This window comes from Amycolatopsis sp. DG1A-15b (assembly GCF_030285645.1).
GTDB lineage: Bacteria > Actinomycetota > Actinomycetes > Mycobacteriales > Pseudonocardiaceae > Amycolatopsis.
On sequence record NZ_CP127296.1, the window covers coordinates 4936943 to 4956993 of the forward strand.

Here is a 20051-nt window from a genome sequence, read left to right on the forward strand (position 1 = left end):
TTCCGGTGCCCGGCTCGCCCGCCGGTCACGGAAGTCCCCCGCCTCAGTCCGTTCCGGCGATCACCTTCGCCACGCTCGCCGGCCGCGACGCGGCGAAGTAGTGGCCGCCGTCCGGCAATTCCACCACCCGCACGTCACCGGCCAGCCGGCCCCAGTCCCACGGATCACCCGGCACGTCGTCCGGGACGTCGTCGGCCGCGAGCACCACGGTCACCGGCACGTCGAGCCGGTCGCCCGCGTCGAGGGCCTCCGCGAGGTACCTGCAGGCGGCCGCCACGTCGTGCCGGTACGCGTCGGTGAGCGGCCTCAGGTGCGCGCCGCCGACCTCGGCCAGCTCCGGCCGGCCGCTTTCGACCAGCGCGGTCACCACCTCGTCGTCCGCCAGCGCGGCCACCTCGGCGGCCTGGACCCGGCGGGCACCGCTGTCACCCGGGAGCTGGGCGCCGAGGTGGACGCGGCGCACGTCGTGACCGCGCTCGCGCAGCAATCGCGCGGTGGCCATCGCGGCGGCCACGCCCATCGAATGCCCCCACAGCGTCACCGGTCCCGCGTCGAGCGCGGCGAGCTCGTCGGCGACCAGCTCGGCCAGCTCCGGTACCGCGACCGGGGCCGATTTGCCGTCCCGGCCGGGCGGTTCCACGCCGTACACGGCCCAGCCCTCGGCGGCGAGCTCGCCGGCCAGCGGCACGTAGGTCACCGCATTGCCGCCCGCGTAAGGAAAACACACCAGGGTCCGGCCCGCTCGCGGCGTCAGCCGGTGCAGCACCGGACGGGTCCCGGTCGCGCCGGTGCCGAGGACTCCGGCGAGGTCGGCGAGCACCGGGTGGGCGGTGACGTCGCCGAGCGAGACCGCCCGGTCGAGCTCGATCACCAGCTGCAGCGCCGAAAGCGACGAGCCACCGGAGGCGAAGAAGTCGTCGGTGCGCCCGACGCGGTCGGGTGCGACGCCGAGCACCGTGGCCCACGCGGCGGCGAGCCTGCGCTCGGCGCCGGGGCGGGGCCGCTCGTCTTCCGTCATCGCCCGGTTCAGGCCACCGGTGATGCGCGCCAGCTCCTTGCGGTCGACCTTCCCGTTGCCGGTCAGCGGAAGCACGTCGAGCCAGTACCAGTCCCGCGGCACCATGTAGTCGGGCAGCACGCGCGCCAGCGCCTCCACCAGCGGCCCCGGCGCCAGCGACGGCGAGGCCGAGTAACAGGCCACCAGCCGGGCGGACTCGGCGGCCCCGGCCACGATCACCGTCGCCTCCCGCACCCCCGGCAGGCGCAGCAGCCGGTCTTCGATCTCCCCGATCTCGACGCGGAACCCGCGGATCTTGACCTGGGTGTCCCGCCGCCCGGAGAACTCCAGCCGCCCGTCGGGTGTCCACCGGCCGAAGTCGCCGGAGCGGTAGAGCCGCTGGCCGGGGAAGAGCGGGCTCGCGGTGAAGGCCAGTGCGGTGCGGATCGGGTCGTTGACGTACCCCCGGGCCAGGCACCGGCCGGAGAACACGATCTCGCCGGTCGCGCCGAGCGGGACGGGCATCAGGTTGCCGTCGACGACGTGCACGCCGACCCCGGCGATGGCCCGCCCCAACGGCACGCGGGACCCGTCCGGTGCCCGGTCCAGCACCTCGTGGTTCGTGTCGTCGCAGGTCTCGGTGAGCCCGTAGGCGTTGACCAGCAGCACTTCCGGGAGCACGGCGAACCAGCGGCGGACGAGCGCGGCCTTGAGCGCCTCGCCGGTCGCGGACACGCACCGCAGCGCGGGCAGGGCGCGCGGGCGGCGCTCGAGGTGTCCCAGCAGGACCTCCACGTAGGACGGAACCAGCTGGGCGACCTCGACCCGGCTGCGGTCCAGCTCGGCGACGAACTGCTCGACGTCGAGCAGCGCCTGCTGCGACACGATGACGACGGTGCCGCCGGCGATCAGCGGGGCGAGCAGCTGCCACAGGGAGATGTCGAAGCACTGCGGCGCGGTCTGCGCCACCACCGTGCCCGCCCGCACGCCCATGTCGCCGATCTTGGCGAGCATGTGGTTGAGCATCCCTTCGTGCTCGCACATGACGCCCTTGGGCTCGCCGGTGGAACCGGAGGTGAAGTAGATGTAGGCGAGCTGCCCGGCCACCACCGGCGTCCCGGGGGCGGCCGACGGGTGGCCGCCGCGCAGGATCTCGTCCACCCCGCGGGCGCGGATCCCCGGCACGAGCCCGGCGAGCCGGTCGGTCACGGCCGCGCCCACGTCGTCGGTGAGGGCGCGCCCGCACGCCGACCGGGTGAGCATGGCGGCGATCCGCTCGATCGGGAAGTGCGGTTCCACCGGGAGGTAGCAGCCGCCGGCCTTGAGCACGCCCAGCACCGCCACCAGCCACGGGATGGCGCGTTCGCTGACGACGGCGACGACGTCCTCCGCGGTGAGACCGTCGGCCAGCAGGGCGTGCGCGACCTGGTTGGCGCGCTCGTCGAGCTGGCGGTAGGTGAGCTGGTCGAGCCCGGCGACGACGGCGACGTCGTCGGGCCGGGCCGCCGCGGTGTCCGCGATGAGCTGGTGCACCCGGCGATCGGGCAGCTCGCGAGGCGCACCGCTGAGCGCGGTGAGCTGGTGCCGCAGCTCGGCGGCGCCCAGCAGGCACCGATCCGCGTGTCCGGCGTCCGGGTCGGCCGCGGCCAGGCGCAGGGCGGTCCGGTGGTAGTCGGCGATCCGGGCGGCGTAGGCGTCGTCGACCCACTCCCGCCGGCACCGCACGACGAGCGAGTTCCCGTCGAGTCCGATGTGGACTATCGCGTCCCCGCCGAGCTCCCCCTCCCCGACGACCGTGTCACAGCGCGCCGAAACCGCCGGTGCGCCGGCGACGTGGGCGATCAGCTCGCGCCACGTGCGGTGCCCGAGGTCGACCACCCGCGGCCGGCCGTCGTGGACGACGGTCACCACCGGCTCGCCGGTCAGCGCGCCCAGAACCACCGCGTGCGCGGCGAACAGCACGGTGTCCTCGACGGCGGCCGGCAGGGGGAACCGGTGCTCGGCGATCCCGGCCTGGCCGGTCGCCCAGCGGGGAATGGCCGGGGACCCCTCGGTCACCCGGTGGCCGGACACTGTGGTCATCGTTGCCTCGTTTCCGATCCGAGGTGGTCGCCGACCTCGGCGGCCGACATGGCCCGGACCCGCAGGACGATCCCCGCCACCTTGTCGACGTCGACCCCCGCGGCGACCCCGCGCTCGCGCAGCAGCGTGGCGAACGCGGCCACCGTGGGCGTCTCGACGAAGAAGTGCAGCGGGAAGTCCATCCGGAAGACCTCGCGCACCTGCGACACGACCTGGGTGGCGAGCAGGGAGTGGCCGCCCAGCACGAAGAAGTCGTCGTGCACGCCGATGTCCTTCGCGTCGAGCACCTGCTCCCAGATGTGGCAGAGCACCTTCTGCAGCGACGTCTCCGGCGGCACGGATTCCACGGCGGTGCGGCCGGGCTCGGGCAGCCGGCTCCGGTCGACCTTGCCGTTGGGCAGCAGCGGCAGCTCGTCGAGGACCACGAACGCGGCCGGGATCATCGGCGCGGGCAGCCGGGTGGCCAGGTGCCGGCGCAGCGCGCCGGCGTCGGGCGGGGTGACCCCCGCGCGCACCGTCAGGTAGCCGGCCAGCCGGGGCCCGGTCTCGTCGGTGAAGACCCGCACCGCGACGTGTTCGACGTCGGCGTGCGTGCGCAGCGCGCTTTCGACCTCGCCCGGCTCGACCCGGTAGCCGCGGATCTTGACCTGGCTGTCGAGCCGGCCGAGGAAGTCCAGCTCGCCGTCGGGGCGGCGGCGGACCCGGTCGCCGGTGCGGTACAGCCGGTCGCCGGCGCGGAACGGGTGCGGGACCAGGGTTTCCGCGGTGTGCCCCGGCCGGTCGAGGTAGCCGCGCGTGAGCTGCACACCGCCGAGGAACAGCTCCCCCGGCACGCCGGCCGGCGTGACTTCGCCGTCCGCGTCGAGCACGTACGCCTCGACGCCGGCGAGCGGACGGCCGATCGGGACCGGCGTCCGCACCGGACGGGTCACGGCCGCCGCGGTGGCGTCGAAGGACACCTCGGTGGGACCGTAGTAGTTGGTCAGCACGGCCCCGGGAGCCAGCTCCAGGAACCGCTCCGCGGCCGGCGCGGGCAGTTCCTCGCCGCCGCAGACGACGAGCCGCAGCGAGGCCACGGACTCGGCGAACCGGGGATCGGCCAGCGCGGTCACCAGCATCGACGGCACGAAGTCGCACGCGGTGACCCGGTGTTCGCGCATCAGGGCGAGCAGGTGGCCGGCATCGGTGTGCCGGCCGGGGTCGGCGAAGACGACCCGGCCCCCCGCGCACACCGGCACGAGCATCTCCCACAGCGACGGGTCGGAGCCGATCGGCGTCTTCTGCAGGACCACGTCGCCGGGGCCGAACCCGTGGCCGGTGACCATCTGCCCCATCCGGTTGGCCACGCCGTGGTGGGTCAGCAGCGCGCCCTTCGGCGTGCCGGTGGAGCCGGAGGTGTAGAGCAGGCAGGCGGCGTTCGCCGGGTCGACGAGCACGTCCGGCCGGCCCGCCGTCGCCCCGGCGGTCTCGGTGACGAGCACCGTGGCGCGCCCGGTCACGGCGGGGGCGCCCGCGAGGCCGGGTGAAGTCACGACGACGGACGGGTCGGCGTCGCGGAGGATCAGGTCGAGCCGCTCGGCCGGCTGGTCGGGGTCGAGCGGCAGGTAGACCGCCCCCGACTTGAGCACCCCGAGCAAGGCCACCAGCAGGTCGGGGCCGCGGTGCAGGTGCACGCCGACGCGGTCCTCCCGGCGGACCCCGTGCCCGGCGAGGGTGGCGGCGAGCCGGTTCGCCCGGTCGTCCAGCTCCCGGTAGGTGAGCGGCCGGCCGCCGGCCACCGCGATCGCGTCGGGCGTGCGGTCGGCCTGGGCCGCCACCAGCGCGTGCATCGTCGTGGGGGCCACGGCGGGCACCGCGGCGCCGCTCGACCCGGTCAGCACCCGGTCCCGCTCGGCGGGCGGGAGAACGGGGATGGCGGCGACGGCGAGGCCGGTGTCCCCGGCCACCGCGGTGAGCACCGCCCGCAGCCCGGACACCATCCGTTCGGCGGTGCCGGCGTCGAACAGGTCGGTGGCGTAGACCAGCCAGCCGGAGTAGCCGCCGTCGCCGTCCGGGGCGAGCTCGAGGCTGAGGTCGAGGTCGGTGCCCACCCGCGGCAACTCCTCGTTCACCACCTCGAGGCCGCTCAGCCGGGGCGCGCCAAGGGGGACGTTGCGCAGGGCGAACAGCGCCCTGGGCAGATCGGGCCGGCCGCCCTGGCGGGTCACCCCGGCTTCGCGCACGACCTGCTCGAACGGCACGTCCTGGTGCGCGAAGCCGGCCAGGCAGGCCGTGCGGACCCGGTCCACCAGCTCGCCGAACGACCGGGCGCCGGCCAGGTCGACGCGGAGCACCAGGGTGTTGACGAAGAACCCGACGAGCCGCTCCAGCTCCGGGCGCGACCGCCCGGCCACGGGGGTGCCCACCACCAGGTCCGGCTGCCCGGACCAGCGGCGCAGCACCACGGTGAACGCGGCGAGCAGCACCATGAACGGGGTGGCCTCCGCCGCCCGGGCCCGCGCGTCCAGCGCGCCCGCCAGGGCGGGCTCGATCCGCACCGGGACCGAGGCGCCGCCGAAGGTGGGCCGGACCGGGCGGGGCCGGTCGCCGGCCAGCTCCAGCGGCGGCGCGCCGTCGAGGGCCTGCCGCCAGAAGTCCAGGTCGCGGGCGACGGCGTCGGCCCGCCGGTCGCGCTGCCAGAGCGTGTAGTCGCCGTACTGCACGGGCAGCTCGGGCAGCTCGGGCGGCCGGGCGGCCACGGCCGCGTCGTACAGTTCGGCCAGTTCCTCGACCAGCACGCCGAGCGACCAGCCGTCGATGACGGCGTGGTGCACGCACAGCGCGAGGACCCACTCGTCCGGCCGGTCGGTGACGCGCCACAGCCCGGCCCGCAGCAGTGGCGGCGTGGCCAGGTCGAACGGTTCCCCGGTCAGCCGCCGCACGTGGGCGTCGACCTCGGCGGCGGTGCCCGCGCCCTCGGCGAGCGGTACCGGCACCTCGCCGGCCGCGCGCACCACCTGGCTCGGGACGTGCTCGGCGTCGACCTCGAACCCGGTGCGCAGCGGCTCGTGCCGCGCCACCAGACCGGCCAGCGCCACCCGCAGGGCCGCCGGGTCGGGGGTGCCCCGCAGTCGCAGGCGGATCGGCAGCAGGTAGGTCACCGACCCCGGGTCGAGCTGGTGCAGGTAGTAGAGCCGTTCCTGGCCCGCGGAGCAGGGGAGCCGGTCGGTGCCGGGTGGCCGGCGGGGGATCTCCTCGGCCCGCGCCCGCTCGGCCTGACGGGTGCCGAGCCGGCTGAGCAGCAGGGCCCGGCGCTCCTCGGACAGCTCGCTGACGGCCTGGTTCAGCCGGTCGGCGTCGTGGGTCATCCCCGTCTCCCTCAGGCCAGCTCGTCGCACGCGTCACCCGGACAGCCCGGTGCGCCCCCGAGGCTTCCCGTCACCGGCGGCCCGGGAAAGTCGGGGATCCCTCCGCCGTCGCGCCGGCGTCGCGCCCGCACATCAGGGAGTTCCCTGACTGGCAGCCACCCGGCGGTCCCGACACGCTCAGGTCGCGGGCGGCACCACCCCGCGACGTCTGGAGGATCGGCGATCATGCTCGAAGGAGTCAGCGTCGGGAGGCCGGCGGCCCGCACCCCACGGCCCCAGGAGGTGCTCGCCGCGCTGGTGGCGGTCACCGCCCGGCGCGCGCACAGCGACAAGGTCGCCGTGACCGGGGACGTCACCGTCGAGGTGGACCTGTCCGCCGACCCCACGTTCGCCGCCCTCGGCGCCGAGGTGCCCGCGCCGGCCGGCCCGGAGTACACGGTGACCGTCGGCGACACCCAGTTGGTCGTCACCGAGGGCGCGGCCGAGCTGCACGGCGACGAGCCGGCTCAGCTGGCCGGGCAGGTCGACCGGGCGCTCGCCGACGGAACCCGGGACCCCTCGCTCCGGGTGTCGGAGCTGGACCTCGCTTCGGACGCCGACCGGGCCCTGGTCGCCACGTTCGAGGGCGGCGATCCGCCGGCTCCCGCAAGGCTCGTGCACGACCTGGTCGAGGAGCGCGCCCGGCGGACCCCGGACGCCCCGGCACTCACCGCGGCCGGCACGACCCTGCCCTACCGGTGGCTGGCGGAGCACGCCGGAGCGCTGGCCGCCCGGCTGGTCCGGGCGGGCGTGCGTCCCGGCGAGGTGGTCGGCGTGCTCGGCGCCCGGTCCGCCGGGCTGATCGCCGGTCTGCTCGCCGTGCTCGAGGCGGGTGGCGCCTACCTGGCCCTGTCCCCGGACTGGCCGGACGCCCGCCTCACCGGACTGCTCGACGACGCCGGGGTCCGCATCGTGCTCGCCGACGCGCAGCTGGCCGGCCGGGTACCGGCCGACCGGACGGCGGTCCTGTTCGACGCGATCCCCCTCGACGCGGCAGCGCCCGCCGCCGAGCCGCTGGCCGGCCGGGCAACCACCGACCGCGTCACCGAGCCGCAGCCCGGCCACCACACCGCGGGCCCGGTCGACCCGGCAGCGCCCGCCACCGAGCCGCAGCCCAGCCGGGCAACCACCGACCGCACCATCGAGCCGCAGCCCGAACACCACACCACGGTCCCGCTCGACACCGCAGCGCCCGCCACTGCCAAGCCGCAGCCCAGCCAGGCAACCGCCGCCCGCACCAACGAGCCGCGGCCAAGCCACCACACCACGGCCCCCCTCGACACCGCAGCGCCCGCCACCACCGAGCCGCAGCCCAGCCACCACACCGCAGGCGACCCCACCGCCGCCCCACTCGATGCGGCACCACCGGCCACCGCCGGGCCGCTGCCCCGCGATCTCTCCCCGGGCACCCTCGCCTACGTCAGCTACACCTCCGGTTCCACCGGCACCCCCAAGGGCGTGTGCGTGCCGCACCGGGCGGTGTCGCGGCTCGTGCACGAACCGGACTGGCTGGACGCCCGCCCCGGCGATGTGTTCCTGCAGGCCGCCCCGATCGCCTTCGATGCCTCCACGCTGGAAATCTGGGCGCCGCTTTCCGCCGGGGCCCGGCTCGTGCTGCTGCCGCCGGGCCGGGTCGATCCCGCCGAGCTGGGTGCGGTCGTGGCGGCCGAGCGGGTCACCGTGCTCTGGCTGACCGCGGGGCTCTTCCACCAGCTGGTCGACCACCACCTCGACCGCCTCGCCGGGGTGCGCCACCTGATCGCGGGCGGCGACGTCATCTCCCCCGACGCCGTGCGGCGGCTGCTGGCCGCGTACCCGGACCTGGTCTTCACCAACGGCTACGGCCCGACCGAGAACACGACCTTCACCACCTGCGCCACGTTCGGTGGCCCGGCCGGCCGCCCCGGCGGTACCGGCCCGCTGCCGATCGGCCGGCCGATCCGGGGCACCCGGGTCCGGGTGCTCGACCGGCTCGGCAGACCGGTGCCGCCGGGGGTGGTGGGCGACCTGTACGCCCTCGGCGACGGGCTGGCCCAGGGCTACCTCGGCCGGCCGGCGGCCACCGCGGCCGTGTTCACCCCGGCCGCGGGCGGCGAACGCCAGTACCGCACCGGGGACCTGGCCCGCTGGCGCGCGGACGGCTCGCTGGACTTCCTCGGCCGGGCCGACGACCAGGTCAAGATCAACGGGTACCGGGTGGAGCCGGCCGAGGTCGCCGCCGCGCTCGGCGCGCACCCCGCCGTCACGGCCGCGGTGGCGCTGCCGGAGCCCGGTGCCGGCGGGAGCACCCGGCTCGCCGCCTACGTCGTGCTCGCCGACGGCGACCGCCCCGCGGCGCCCGCGCTGCGCGACTGGCTGCGCGAACGGCTGCCGGAGTTCCTGGTACCGGCCAGGATCGTCGCCCTCGACGCCTTCCCGTTGACCCCCAACGGGAAGCTCGACCGGGACGCGCTGCCCGGCTCGGCCGCCGAGGAGGCCGTGCCCGAGGAGAACGGGACCCCGGAGAACGCGCTCGAGCGGTTCCTCTGCGACCTGTGGGCGAAAGTCCTGATGGTGGACAGCGTCGGCGTCGACGACGACTTCTTCGAGCTGGGCGGCCATTCGCTGGTCGCGGCCGACCTGCTCGGGCAGCTGCAGCAGGACTTCGGCGTGGAGCTGCCCGCGCGCACGTTCTACCTCAGCCCGACGATCGCCGAACTGTCGGAGCTCAAGGAGCTGCGCCCGCTGCGTGAGCGCTTCGAAGCTCCCCTGCACTGAGGCACTACCAACCTTGGTAGTCCACAGTGGACAAATCGACGCCTTTTACGCCAATCGGATGTCAACTGTGGTACAAGTTGATGACGGTCGTGGATCATCGAGCCGCATCGATCGGGAGGACACCGACATCCTGGGGGATCAAGGTATGCCATCGATTCAGGGGTACAACGACGTGCCCATCTCCGCCTCACCCGAACCGGGGCCGCAAGTACCCCGGCCGCGTGGCGTCGCCCCTTGGCGGCTCGACGCGCGGGGCCGCGAAGCGGAGCTGGCCCGGCTCACCGGCATTGTGGACGGCGCCGAACCCGACGTCCGCGCGGTGCGGATCAGCGGTGACCCGTGGAGCGGAAAGTCCGAACTGCTCGCGGCACTCGCCGGCCACGCGAAGGAACGCGGGTGGACGGTCGCCTGCGGTGCCGCGGGCCCGCTGCCCGGGTCGCTGCCCTTCGGCGTCTTCTCCGACGCCCTCGAAGACCTGCTGACGTCGCGGGACCCGGCGCTGCTCGACGGCTTCCCGAAGTACCACGTCTCCTGGCTGGCCGGCATCTGCCCGGCGCTGGCCCGGTATTCGCCCGACGCGGCCGTGCCGAGCGGCCCGTCGGAGATGCGGCACCTCTTCCACGCGGTGCGCGCCCTGCTGGAACGGCTCAGCGCCGGCGTCCCCCTGCTGCTGGTGGTCGACGACCTGCAGTGGGCGGATCCCGCGTCGGTCGACCTGTTCACCCACCTGATCCGGCGGCCGCCGGACGCGCCGGTCCTGCTGGTGACCGCGCTGCGCCCCCGGCAGACCGCGGGTGACCTGCTGGCGGCGCTCGACGAGCCGGTGGACGGTGTCGCGCACGTCGAACTGCCCGCGCTCACCGAGGACTACCTCGGCACCCTGCTGCCGGCCGGCCTGCCCGCCGACCGCCGCCGGGCCCTGCTGGACGCCGCGGACGGCAACCCGGGCCTGCTGCGCGCGTTGGCCGCGGCGGAGGACCAGGACCCCTTCGCCGTGCCCGGGTACGCCCCGAACCGGCCGGGCGGGCCGGGGATGCCGGTGTCCCCGCTGCGCGAGTTCCGCACCCTGTCCCCGTTCACCTGGACCGTCGCGCACGCGGCGGCCCTGATGCGCGAGTCCTTCGACACCGGGCTGCTGGCCGCGGTGGTGGAGGGCTCCGAGGTACCGACCAGGGCCGCGGTCGACGAGCTCGTCGCGCACGACATCCTGCGCGTGGACGGCGGCAACCGCACATTCCGGTTCCGCAACGCGCTGCTGCGGGCCACCGCCCGCCAGGCCGCCGGCGCCGCGTGGCGGCTCGGCGCGCACGCCAGGGCCGCCGAGGCGCTGCGTGACCGCGACGCGCCCGCCCCGGAGATCGCCTACCACCTGGCGCACTGCGTGCTGGTCGAAGAGAACGACGCCGCCGGGATCCTGGTCGACGCCGCCCGCGAGGTCCGCTGGGAGCGACCGGCGGACGCCGCCGGCTGGCTGCGCCGGGCGCTGGACCCGCGTGGCCCGGTGTGCGCCGACCACGTGCCGCTGCTGGCCATCGCGCTCGTGGTCACCGGCCGCACGTCCGACGCCCGTCTCCTGTTCGACCAGGTGGCGCACTCCCCGGAAACCGCGCTGTGGGCCGGGCGAGCGCTGCACCTGGAAGGCGACCGCGAAGCCGCGGGCGACCTGCTCCGCATCGGACTGCGCATCGCCGATCCCGGTGACCACCGCACCAGGGCCCGGCTGGTCGCGGAGCTGCTCGCCACCACCGTCGACAGCCGCCACCCCACCGCGGTCCCCGACCTGTCGATCCTTTCGTCCGCGAAGGGGGTCCCCGGCCTCTGCCCGCTGGCCGACCACCTGGACCCGGTGACCGATGCGGGCCCGCGCGCGCTGCTGCTGGCCCTGGCCACCCTCACCGATCCCGCCGGCCGGGCCGCCGAGGACCAGCTGCTGAAGGCCCGGACCCTGATGGCCAACGTGTCCGACGCGGACCTGGCCCCCGACGTGACCCCGCTCTACTGGCTGGCCAGGGCCGAGCACGCGCTCGCCCACGACGACCAGGCCGGCCGGCACCTCCGCCGGGCGCTCGCGATCGCCACCCGGTTCGGTCACCGCTACGTCCTCGACGGCCTCACGACCCTGCTCGAGCACTTCGACGAGCAGCGGTACCAGGAGACCGACGGCCCCTCCGGGGACCGGATCGCGGAGGTGCCGGACCCGCTCCGGGACGAGCCGGACCCGGGCCTGGCGGACCTCCCGTCGGAGCTGGCCCAGCTGAGCGGCCGCGAGCGCGAGATCTCCCGGCTGGTCAGCGACGGCCGGACGAACCAGCAGATCGCCCGGACACTGGGCCTGAGCCACAAGACCGTGGAGACCTACCTGGCTCGCATCTTCAAGAAGCTCGCGCTGTGCTCACGGGCCCAGCTCGCCACCATCGTCGGCCGCTCGGTCTCCACCCCGGCCGGCCCGCCGATCCCGGCGAGAGTGGCTTCCGAACGGCTGATGCCGGCCTGACGGGTCAGGAACCGGGGCCGCGCAACGAAGACGCCGCCGCGGCTGCGACCGCTTCGGCCACTGTGGACAGTGCCGGCAGGTCCAGTTTCCACTGCTGCCAGTAGAGCGGCACGTCCACCGGCCGGTCCCGCACGAGTGGCACCAGCGTGCCGGCCCGCAGCCCGGGTGCCGCCTGCACCTCGGGCACCATGCCCCACCCGAGGCCGGCTTCGACCGCGGCGACGACCATCTCCGAGGCCGGGACGTAGTGCCGCAGCGCGCTCGCCCCGTCCCCGCCGAGCAGCCGCACGAACGCGTCCTGCAGGTCGTCGTGGTCGTCGAACACCACGACCGGCGCCACGGACAGGTCGTCCCGCAGCGCGCCGGTCACCCACCGCGCCACGAACGCGGGGCCGGCCAGCGGCAGGTAGCGCAGGTCGCCGAGCGGGCGCACGGAACAGCCCTGCACCGGCGCGGCCGAAGACGTCACCGCCGCCATCACCCGGCCCTCCCGCAGCAACGTGGTGGTGTGCTCCTGGTCCTCCCGGTGCAGTTCGAAACAGATCGGCGGGTCGGCGGTCACCCCGGCGAGCGCCGGCAGGAACCAGGTGGACAGCGAGTCGGCGTTGACCGCGATCGGCACCCGGACGGGCTCGCCGCTCATGCCCAGCTCGGCCCGCGCGTCCCGCTCGAGGGCCGCGAGCCTCCGCGCGAACCGGACCACCACCTGCCCGGAGTCGGTGACCCGCACGGGTTTCGTGCGGGTCACCAGCACGCTGCCGGTGCGCTGTTCGAGCGCCTTGACCCGCTGGCTGACGGCCGACGGCGTCACGTGCAGCACGGCCGCGGCGGCGTCGAACGTGCCCGCGTCGACCACCGCCAGCAGCGTCCTGACCTGGTCCAGCGGCAGATCCGTCATCACGGATTCTGATCTTACGGAGAAAGCCTTAGCGGTGCTGTTGACGCAACTCCGCACCCGAGCCAGGGCGCGCCTGTCGAGTTACGGTCGTGCTGTTCGTCATCCTCTTCGACGCCGGCACCGCCACCCGAGCTGGAGGACACGTGCAGTACATGTTGCTGATCTTCGACTGCGACCGCCCGGAGCCCGGCGACCCGCGCTTCCCCGAGGCGCTGGCCAGGGTGAACGCGTTCGCCGACGAGTGCCGTCGGCGGGGCGCCTTCGTGGCCGCGCACCCGCTGCAGGGCGAGCACACCGCGACCACCGTGGCCGTCCGGGACGGCAAGACGCTGATCACCGACGGGCCGTTCCTCGAGACCCACGAGCACCTCGGGGGCGCCTACGTCCTCGACTGCCGCGACCTCGACGAGGCCCTGGAACTGGCCGCGCTGTGCCCGATGGCCGCCCAGGGCACGATCGAGGTCCGGCCGCTCGCCGGCGTGCCCGGCCTCGACCACCGGACCGCGACCGGCGCATGAGCGCGGCGCCCGTCCTGCAGGCGGCCTACCGCGAACACCGGTCCCGGATGCTCGCCGCACTGGTCCGCGTGCTCGGCGACTTCGAACTCGCCGAGGACGCGCTGCAGGAGGCGTGCGCGCTGGCCCTGCGCAAGTGGGACGGCGCGGTGCCGGACGACCCGGTCGCCTGGCTGCTGACCGCGGCCCGCAACAGCGCGATCGACCGGCTCCGCCGGGCCCGGCGCGGCCGGGAGAAACTGGCCGAGCTCGAACCACCTCCGGAGGCGACGACCGTGGACCCCGGCGCGGAGAGCCTGCTCGGCGTGGGCGACGAGCGGCTCAGCCTCATCTTCACCTGCTGCCACCCCGCGCTGGCCGAAGAAGCGCGCGTCGCGCTGACGCTGCAAGCCGTCGCCGGGCTGACGGCCGGGCAGATCGCCCGCACCTTCCTCGTCGGCGAACCGGCGCTGGCCCAGCGGCTGGTGCGCGCGAAGCGCAAGATCCGCGACGCCGGCATCGGCTTCGCCGTCCCGGCCGACCACCTCCTGCCGGAGCGGCTGTCCGGCGTCCTCGCGGTGCTCTTCCTGATCTTCACCCACGGCTACACCGCGGGGCCGGACCAGCCGGAGTTCCGCGAGCTGCAGCAGGAAGCGATCCGGCTCGCCAAGCTGGTCGCCACCCTGATGCCCGACGAACCGGAGGCACTCGGCCTGGCCGCCCTGCTCCTCCTGCAGGACTCCCGCGCCGCGGCGCGCTACACGGCAGGCGGCGAGGTCGTCCTCCTCGAAGACCAGGACCGCACGCGGTGGGACCGCGCCGAGATCGCCGAAGCCGTCGGGCTGCTGGACCGGGCCCTGCGGCTCGGTGCGCCCGGGCCGTACCAGCTGCAGGCGGCCATCGCCGTCCTGCACGCCCAGGCACCGGACGCCGGCCGGACGGACTGGGCCGGCATCGCCGGTCTCTACGACCGGCTGCGGGAACTGGTCCCCTCCCCGGTGGTGGCGCTGAACCACGCCGTCGCGGTCGCCATGGCCACCACACCGGCCGACGGGCTCGCGCTCATCGACCGCATCGACGGCCTCGACCGCTACCACCTGCTGCACGCCGCCCGCGCCGACCTCCTGCGCCGCCTCGGCCGCACCACCGAGGCCGCGCGGGCGTACCGGCGCGCCCACGACCTCGCCGGCAACCCCGCCGACCGGCGTTACCTCACCGGCCGGCTGCGGGCCCTCGACCCCCAGGAGTCCCCATGAGACTGTCTGTTTTGGATAACGGGCACCGCCGCCGCGCCAAGCTGTTCCTCGCCCTGACCTCTCGAAAATCGAAAGTGGACAGTCCGGACATCGTCAAGATGCTGTTGTACCGGCCCGGATTCCTCAGCCGTCCACTGCTCGAACTCACCGCGGCCGCGATGCGCGGGCCGTCGTACTGGACCGCCGGCGAACGCGAATACCTGGCCATGTCCACCGCCCAGGTGCACGAGTGCCCGTTCTGCGCGGTCACGCACGCCGAGCTCACCCGGATCGCCGGCACCGGCGAGATCGATCCCGGCGACCCCGCTTCGGCCCGTCCCGAGCTGGCGGCCGCGCGGGCCTTCCTCGAAAGCGTCAGCCGGGATCCCGCCCACGTCGACGCCGCCGTCGTCGCCGGCCTGCCGCGGCGGGCGGTCCTCGACGCGCTGCGCGTGAACCTGGTGTGGAACATCGTCAACCGCCTCGCGAACGCGTTCGGTTTCGTCCTCCGGGAAGGCCAGCTCGAGACGGGAACGCGGTCCCTGCACCGGTTCGGCTACCGCTTCCCGCGGTTCCTGATCACCGAAGGTCCCCGCACCGAGCTCGCCGACGCGGCCGCCCGGCTCGGCGACGGCCTCCCGGAGGACCTGCGGGCCTACGCGCGGACCGTCCGCGACGCGTCCCACCGGATCACGGACGCCGACGTCGAGGCGCTCCGGTCCGCCGGCCACAGCGAGGACGAGATCTTCGAGGTGACCATCGCCGCGGCGGTCGACGCGGCCTTGGCCGCCTTCGAGGCCGGACGCCGGGCGACCGGGGCGTGAGCCTGTCGAGAACGGGGACGGGCGTTCGTCCTCCGGTGAGTCAACCGGCACACCACCAGCAGGAGACCACCATGCCCGGACAGATCGACTGGATCGAAATCCCCGCCGCCGACACCGCCAAGGCCCGCACCTTCTACGGCGCCCTGTTCGGCTGGGCCACCAGCGAGTTCGGCGGCGACTACCACGTCATCGCCGACGGCCCGGCCGGCGCCATCACGGCCGCCGAAGCCGGCTTCACCCACCCCAGGGTCTACTTCACCACCGACGACGTCGACGCCTCGGTCAAGCGCCTGCACGAACTCGGCGGCCGCAGCGAAGACGTGCAGGCGGTCCCGGGCGTCGGCCGGATCGCCCACTGCCACGACGACCAGGGGACGCCGTTCAGCCTCCACGAACCGGCTCCCCGAAGCTGACCCGGCGCCGGCGGCCGTGTTCAGCGCAAGCTGAAGTCGTCCGCCGGCCCCGTCGCGGCTTTGGCTCGATAAGTCGACTTCTTCGCCTGGTTCCCGCACACCCCCATCGAGCACCACCGCCGCGTTCCCGGCCGGGACGTGTCCAGGAACAACGCCCCGCAGCGGGCCCCCTCGCACCGCCGGACCCTCGCGAACTCCGGCGACGTCACCAGTTCCAGCGCGTCCCGGGCCAGCGACGCCAGCATCGCCGACGCCGGATCCGCCGCCTGCCACCGCAGTTCGCCCGACGGCGTCAGTGCCGGCGCGGGCACCGGCAGCGCGGCGGCGCGGTTCAGCCGCTGCCGGGTCGACGGGCGCGCCGATGCCGTCAGCAGCTCGTGGATCGCCTCGCGGACCGCCCGCGCGTCGGCGGCCGACGCCGGCCGGACCGGGGTGGCGAACGGGCCGAACCGGTCGATCCAGGCTCCCCACGCCGCCGCGTCCGGCAGCTCCTCCGTCTCCGCTGGGGTCCCCCGGTACCGGAGCGTCCGGATGAAGTCGAGGCACGGGCGGCCCGCTCCCGCGCGGAATCTGTCCGTCATACGGGTCACAGTACGCCGGAACCGGTTTGACTGGTACCGTCGAGAACCGATCAAACCGGTTCCACGAGGGGGCGCACATGACCGAGACCGAGCAGAAAGCCCCACCCGGCTGGCTGGTGCTGCTCCTGGCCGTCTCCTGTGGACTGACCGTCGCGAACCTCTACTACGCCCAGCCGTTGCTCGCCGAGCTGCGGCAGGCCTTCGGGGTCGGCGAGGCCGCCGCCGGCGGGGTGGTCACCGCCACCCAGCTCGGGTACGCCGCCGGAATGCTGCTGCTCGTCCCGCTGGGCGACCGGCTCGAGAACCGCGGTCTGGTCGCGACGCTGCTCGCGGTCGCCTGCGCCGGGCTGGTCGGCACCGGGATCGCGCCCGGGTTCGCCGTGCTGCTCTTCGCCTCGCTGGTCGTCGGGGCGGCGTCGGTCGTGGTGCAGATCCTCATCCCGTTCGCCGCCGACCTCTCCCCGGACGCCATCCGCGGCCGGATCGTCGGGCGGGTCGTCAGCGGGCTCCTCTTCGGGATCCTGCTCTCGCGCGTCGTCGCCAGCCTGCTCGCCGAGGTGACCAGCTGGCGGGTGGTGTTCCTGATTTCGGCCGGCGCGATGGCCGCGCTCGCCCTCGTGCTGCGCTTCATCCTGCCGCCCCGCGCGCCCAAGACCGACGTCCGCTACGGCGAGCTGCTGCGCTCCACGTTCGCCATGGCGCGGAAACACCCTCCGCTGCGCCACCGGGCGCTCTACCAGTCGGCGATGTTCGGCGCCTTCAGCGCGTTCTGGACGACCATCGCGTTCGTCCTGACCGCGCCGCCCTTCAACTACTCCCAGCTGGGCGTGGGCCTGTTCGCGCTGGCGGGTGCGGCCGGCGCCGCGGTGGCGCCGCTGGCCGGCCGGTGGTCGGACAACGGCCACGGCCGGCAGCTCACCGCGGGTGCCTTCGTGCTCTGCGCGGCCGCCTTCGCACTCGCCGGTTTCGGCGCGCACAGCGTCATCCTGCTGGCGATCGCGGCGATCGCCGTCGACACGGCCGTGCAGACCACGCTGGTGGTCGGCCAGCACACCATCTACCAGCTCGACCCGTCCGCCCGCGCCCGCATCAACAGCGTCTACCTGGGCACGTTCTTCATCGGCGGCGCGATCGGCTCCCAGGCCGGCTCGATCGCCTACCACCTGGGCGGCTGGACGGCGGTCGTCGTGTTCGCCGGCGTGCTCCCGCTGCTCGGCCTGGCCGGAATGGCCCGCACGCGCGTCTGAACCGCCACGATCGACGGCCGGGGTGGCTCGGTCCGCGGACCGAGCCACCCCGCCGGTCACCAGCCGACGGCCACCACCAGCCACTGCGGGTCCCCGTGCGAAACGAACGAGGACTGCGCGGCCACGTCGTCGTACGGGAAGCCGTACGCCAGGTGGTTGATGCCGTGGTCGTGCCAGAACTTCGCGTAGTAGTTCGCCGGCGCCGCCTGGTAGTACCGCGCCGGGTCCTGCCACTGCGACTGCGGCAGGTGCGCCGTGTGCCGGTTCAGCGCCGCGCACATGTCCGGGTTGCCGGCCAGCGAACCGGCGCACCCGGTGATGTTCGACGTGGGCTCGTTGACCCCCACCGACTGCGCGTAGGACGTGAAGTAGTTCGCGTACCGCCCGCCCGCGCGGAAGTCCGGCGCACTCCCCGGTGCCGGGATCCGGTACGGCGCGTTCACCGTCGCCAGGCCCTTGAACTCGGTCGGCACCTCCGACTGGAACTTCGCGAACGTGGCCGAACGATCTTCCTGGAACGTCTGGTAGTCGTCGCCGACCTGCACGTCGTAGCCGTCGTGGGCGTGCAGCCGCATGGCCAGCTTGAGCGCGAACGCGTCCACCCGGGTGGTGTTGCCGTTGAACACGTCCGGGCCGACGGTGAACTCGATGAAGTCGGCGTACTGGCCGTTCGGCGTGCCGAGGTAGAAGTACATCCGCCCGGCCGAGTTGGCCGGCATGTCGAGGTAGGGCTGCTCGGCGATCGAGTGGGTCTGGCCGCCGAAGTTCCAGTACACCTGGCTGTCCGGGTACTTGCCGTTGGTCCGGTTGAGCACCTTGACGGTGAGCACGTTCTGCGCGGCCGGGATGGTGCCGGTGTCACCCCAGAAGGAATCGGGGGAACGCCGGCGCCGGGCTGCGTGGTCCCGCCGCCGGTGCCGAAGACCTGGAACTCCCACAACGAGACGCCGTAGGGGGTGGCCCGTGCGGTCGTGAACAGCCGCACGTACCGCCCGGAGCCGGCCACGGCCAGCGTCTGCGCACCGCCGGTTCCGGTGGTCGTCTGGTACACAGTGGACCAGTTGGATCCGTTGTCGGACAACTGGATCTGGTACGCCGTGGCGTAGGCCGCTTCCCAGCGGAGCACGACCTGGCTGACCGTCGCGGCGCCGCCGAGGTCGATCTGGATCCATTGTGGATCACTGAACTGCGACGACCAGCGGGTGCCGGTGTTGCCGTCCACCGCGGCACTCGCCGGGGTTCCGGCGTTCTCCACCGACGAAGCCGTGACGGATTTCCCTTGCGAAATCAAGGTATCGGCCGCGTGAGCCGCAGGCACGGCGAAGCCGAGCGCGGCGACCGCGAGGGCCGCCGCCAGCGTCGCCAAGCGGGTACCGGGTCCGCGGCGACGGCGCCGCGGTGGGGTGTTCGTGGGCATGGTTCCTCCCTGGCCGGGAACGGGGACGGACCCGCCGCCGGTCAGGGGACGGCGTCGTCCGGCTCATCCCCTTCAACGCCGGGCGGATGCCTCGGAAGGCCGGCCGGGGACGCTCGATAAAGAGGTTCATACCAGTGCCCGGACATGTCAACCCTTGACAGTTCCCCGCCGAGGACCGATATTCGGAACCGATTCACCTCGAACCTCTGCGTGGCGCCGCCACCCGCTCAGGGGCCGGCTCACCAGGAGTCAGCCATGCCCAGCGGTGCCCGTCACCCCCGGTCCGTCCCACCGCGCGCCGGTCACGGCCGTCCGCCGCGCCCTAGGCGAACACCTCGCGCCGGGCGGCCACCCACTCCGCGAACGTCGTGCCCGGCCGCCCCAGCAGCTCCTCGACGACGCCGGTCGGCGCCTGCGGGTGCCGCAGGGTTTCCTCGAAGCCTTCGAGCAGCCAGTCGACGGCCGTTTCCGGGATGCCGTAACCGATCCACTGCGCGCGCTGCTCCGCCGGGGTCAGCTCACGGAAGCGGATCTCCCGGCCCAGTACCGATGCCAGTGTCTCGACCTGCCCGCGCAGGCTGATCGCCTCCGGTCCACTGAGGACATACGTCCGGCCGGTGTGCCCGGCCGAGACCAGCACCCGGGCGGCCACCGCCGCGATGTCACCGAGGTCGATGGGCGTCTGCGTCGCGTCGCCGTAGGCCATCGCGACCTCGCCCGCCCTGACCATCGGCGCCCAGTCGAGCGTGTTGTTCATGAACGCGCCGGGCCGCAGGAAGGTCCAGTCGAACCCGGCGGCCCGGACGGCGACCTCGACGGCGGCGTACTCGTGCCCGCTGGAGCCCTCGTGCTCGTCCCCGACGCTGCTGCCCGACAAGGCCACCACCCGCTCGACACCGGCGCCGGAAGCCAGCTCGCAGAACCGCCCGACGGTCCGCGCCATCGGCGCCAGGTACACCGCCGAGACGCCCTTGAGCGCAACCGGCAGCGTCGACGGTCTCGCCAGCGACCCGACGACCACCTCGGCCGCGGCGGGCAGCCGGGCGCGGTCCGGGTCGACGGTCAGCGCCCGCACGGGCACACCCGCCGCAACCAGTTCGTCGACCACCAGCCGGCCGACACTGCCGGTCGCGCCCGTCACCAGGATCGTCATGAGCATCCTCCTCATTCTCGTATGCCGTACGAGATCGTACGGCATACGAGAACCGGGTGCACGTGGTTCCGTG

General features: G+C 74.3%; 13 protein-coding genes and 1 pseudogene. 7 read left to right on the forward strand and 7 right to left on the reverse strand.

Annotated elements, in window-relative coordinates; translation table 11 throughout:
- Positions 1–43: 43 nt before the first annotated feature.
- On the reverse strand, positions 44–3079 hold the full coding sequence (locus tag QRY02_RS22345; protein ID WP_285993470.1) for a non-ribosomal peptide synthetase: 3036 nt from the start codon (positions 3077–3079) through the stop codon (positions 44–46).
- Entirely contained in the window at positions 3076–6426 is a 3351-nt protein-coding gene (locus QRY02_RS22350) for a non-ribosomal peptide synthetase (RefSeq protein WP_285993471.1), read from the reverse strand. Before QRY02_RS22350 ends, QRY02_RS22345 begins: the two co-directional genes overlap by 4 nt.
- A 225-nt stretch (positions 6427–6651) precedes the next feature.
- Between QRY02_RS22350 and QRY02_RS22355 the strand changes: the two genes are divergently transcribed.
- Entirely contained in the window at positions 6652–9222 is a 2571-nt protein-coding gene (locus QRY02_RS22355; protein ID WP_285993472.1) for an AMP-binding protein, read from the forward strand.
- Positions 9223–9367: 145 nt separating this feature from the next.
- On the forward strand, positions 9368–11716 hold the full coding sequence (locus QRY02_RS22360) for an ATP-binding protein (protein WP_285993473.1): 2349 nt from the start codon (positions 9368–9370) through the stop codon (positions 11714–11716).
- 4 nt (positions 11717–11720) lie between these two features.
- Here the strand turns inward: QRY02_RS22360 and QRY02_RS22365 are convergent, their stop codons facing one another.
- Entirely contained in the window at positions 11721–12614 is an 894-nt protein-coding gene (locus tag QRY02_RS22365) for a LysR family transcriptional regulator ArgP (protein ID WP_285993474.1), read from the reverse strand.
- Positions 12615–12703: 89 nt separating this feature from the next.
- On the opposite strand from QRY02_RS22365, the gene QRY02_RS22370 reads away from it, so the two are divergent.
- From QRY02_RS22370 to QRY02_RS22385, 4 genes are all read left to right on the forward strand, one after another.
- Positions 12704–13132, forward strand: coding sequence for a YciI family protein (locus QRY02_RS22370; protein WP_502874233.1), 429 nt, complete (start codon positions 12704–12706; stop codon positions 13130–13132).
- Positions 13129–14364, forward strand: coding sequence for an RNA polymerase sigma factor (locus tag QRY02_RS22375; protein WP_285993475.1), 1236 nt, complete (start codon positions 13129–13131; stop codon positions 14362–14364). Before QRY02_RS22370 ends, QRY02_RS22375 begins: the two co-directional genes overlap by 4 nt.
- Positions 14361–15167: a carboxymuconolactone decarboxylase family protein gene (locus QRY02_RS22380; RefSeq protein WP_285993476.1), complete on the forward strand. Its 807-nt coding sequence runs from the start codon at positions 14361–14363 to the stop codon at positions 15165–15167. Before QRY02_RS22375 ends, QRY02_RS22380 begins: the two co-directional genes overlap by 4 nt.
- 71 nt (positions 15168–15238) lie before the next feature.
- Positions 15239–15580, forward strand: coding sequence for a VOC family protein (locus QRY02_RS22385; RefSeq protein WP_285993477.1), 342 nt, complete (start codon positions 15239–15241; stop codon positions 15578–15580).
- Between the two features lie 20 nt (positions 15581–15600).
- On the opposite strand, the gene QRY02_RS22390 is transcribed toward QRY02_RS22385, so the two are convergent.
- On the reverse strand, positions 15601–16161 hold the full coding sequence (locus QRY02_RS22390; RefSeq protein ID WP_285993478.1) for a CGNR zinc finger domain-containing protein: 561 nt from the start codon (positions 16159–16161) through the stop codon (positions 15601–15603).
- A 77-nt stretch (positions 16162–16238) separates the two neighbouring features.
- Between QRY02_RS22390 and QRY02_RS22395 the strand changes: the two genes are divergently transcribed.
- Positions 16239–17408, forward strand: a complete 1170-nt coding sequence (locus QRY02_RS22395) for an MFS transporter (protein ID WP_285993479.1) — start codon at positions 16239–16241, stop codon at positions 17406–17408.
- A gap of 56 nt (positions 17409–17464) precedes the next feature.
- Here QRY02_RS22395 and QRY02_RS22400 read toward each other — a convergent pair whose 3' ends face one another.
- The 3 genes and pseudogenes from QRY02_RS22400 to QRY02_RS22410 all read right to left on the reverse strand — a co-directional run bounded on the left by QRY02_RS22400 (position 17465) and on the right by QRY02_RS22410 (position 19978).
- A complete protein-coding gene (locus QRY02_RS22400) occupies positions 17465–18346 on the reverse strand; it encodes a glycoside hydrolase family 64 protein (protein ID WP_502874234.1) in 882 nt (293 codons plus the stop codon).
- Between the two features lie 53 nt (positions 18347–18399).
- Positions 18400–18825: pseudogene (locus QRY02_RS22405) on the reverse strand (discoidin domain-containing protein); the annotation flags it as partial.
- A 322-nt stretch (positions 18826–19147) separates the two neighbouring features.
- Positions 19148–19978, reverse strand: coding sequence for an NAD(P)H-binding protein (locus QRY02_RS22410; protein ID WP_285993480.1), 831 nt, complete (start codon positions 19976–19978; stop codon positions 19148–19150).
- Between the last annotated feature and the right edge of the window lie 73 nt (positions 19979–20051).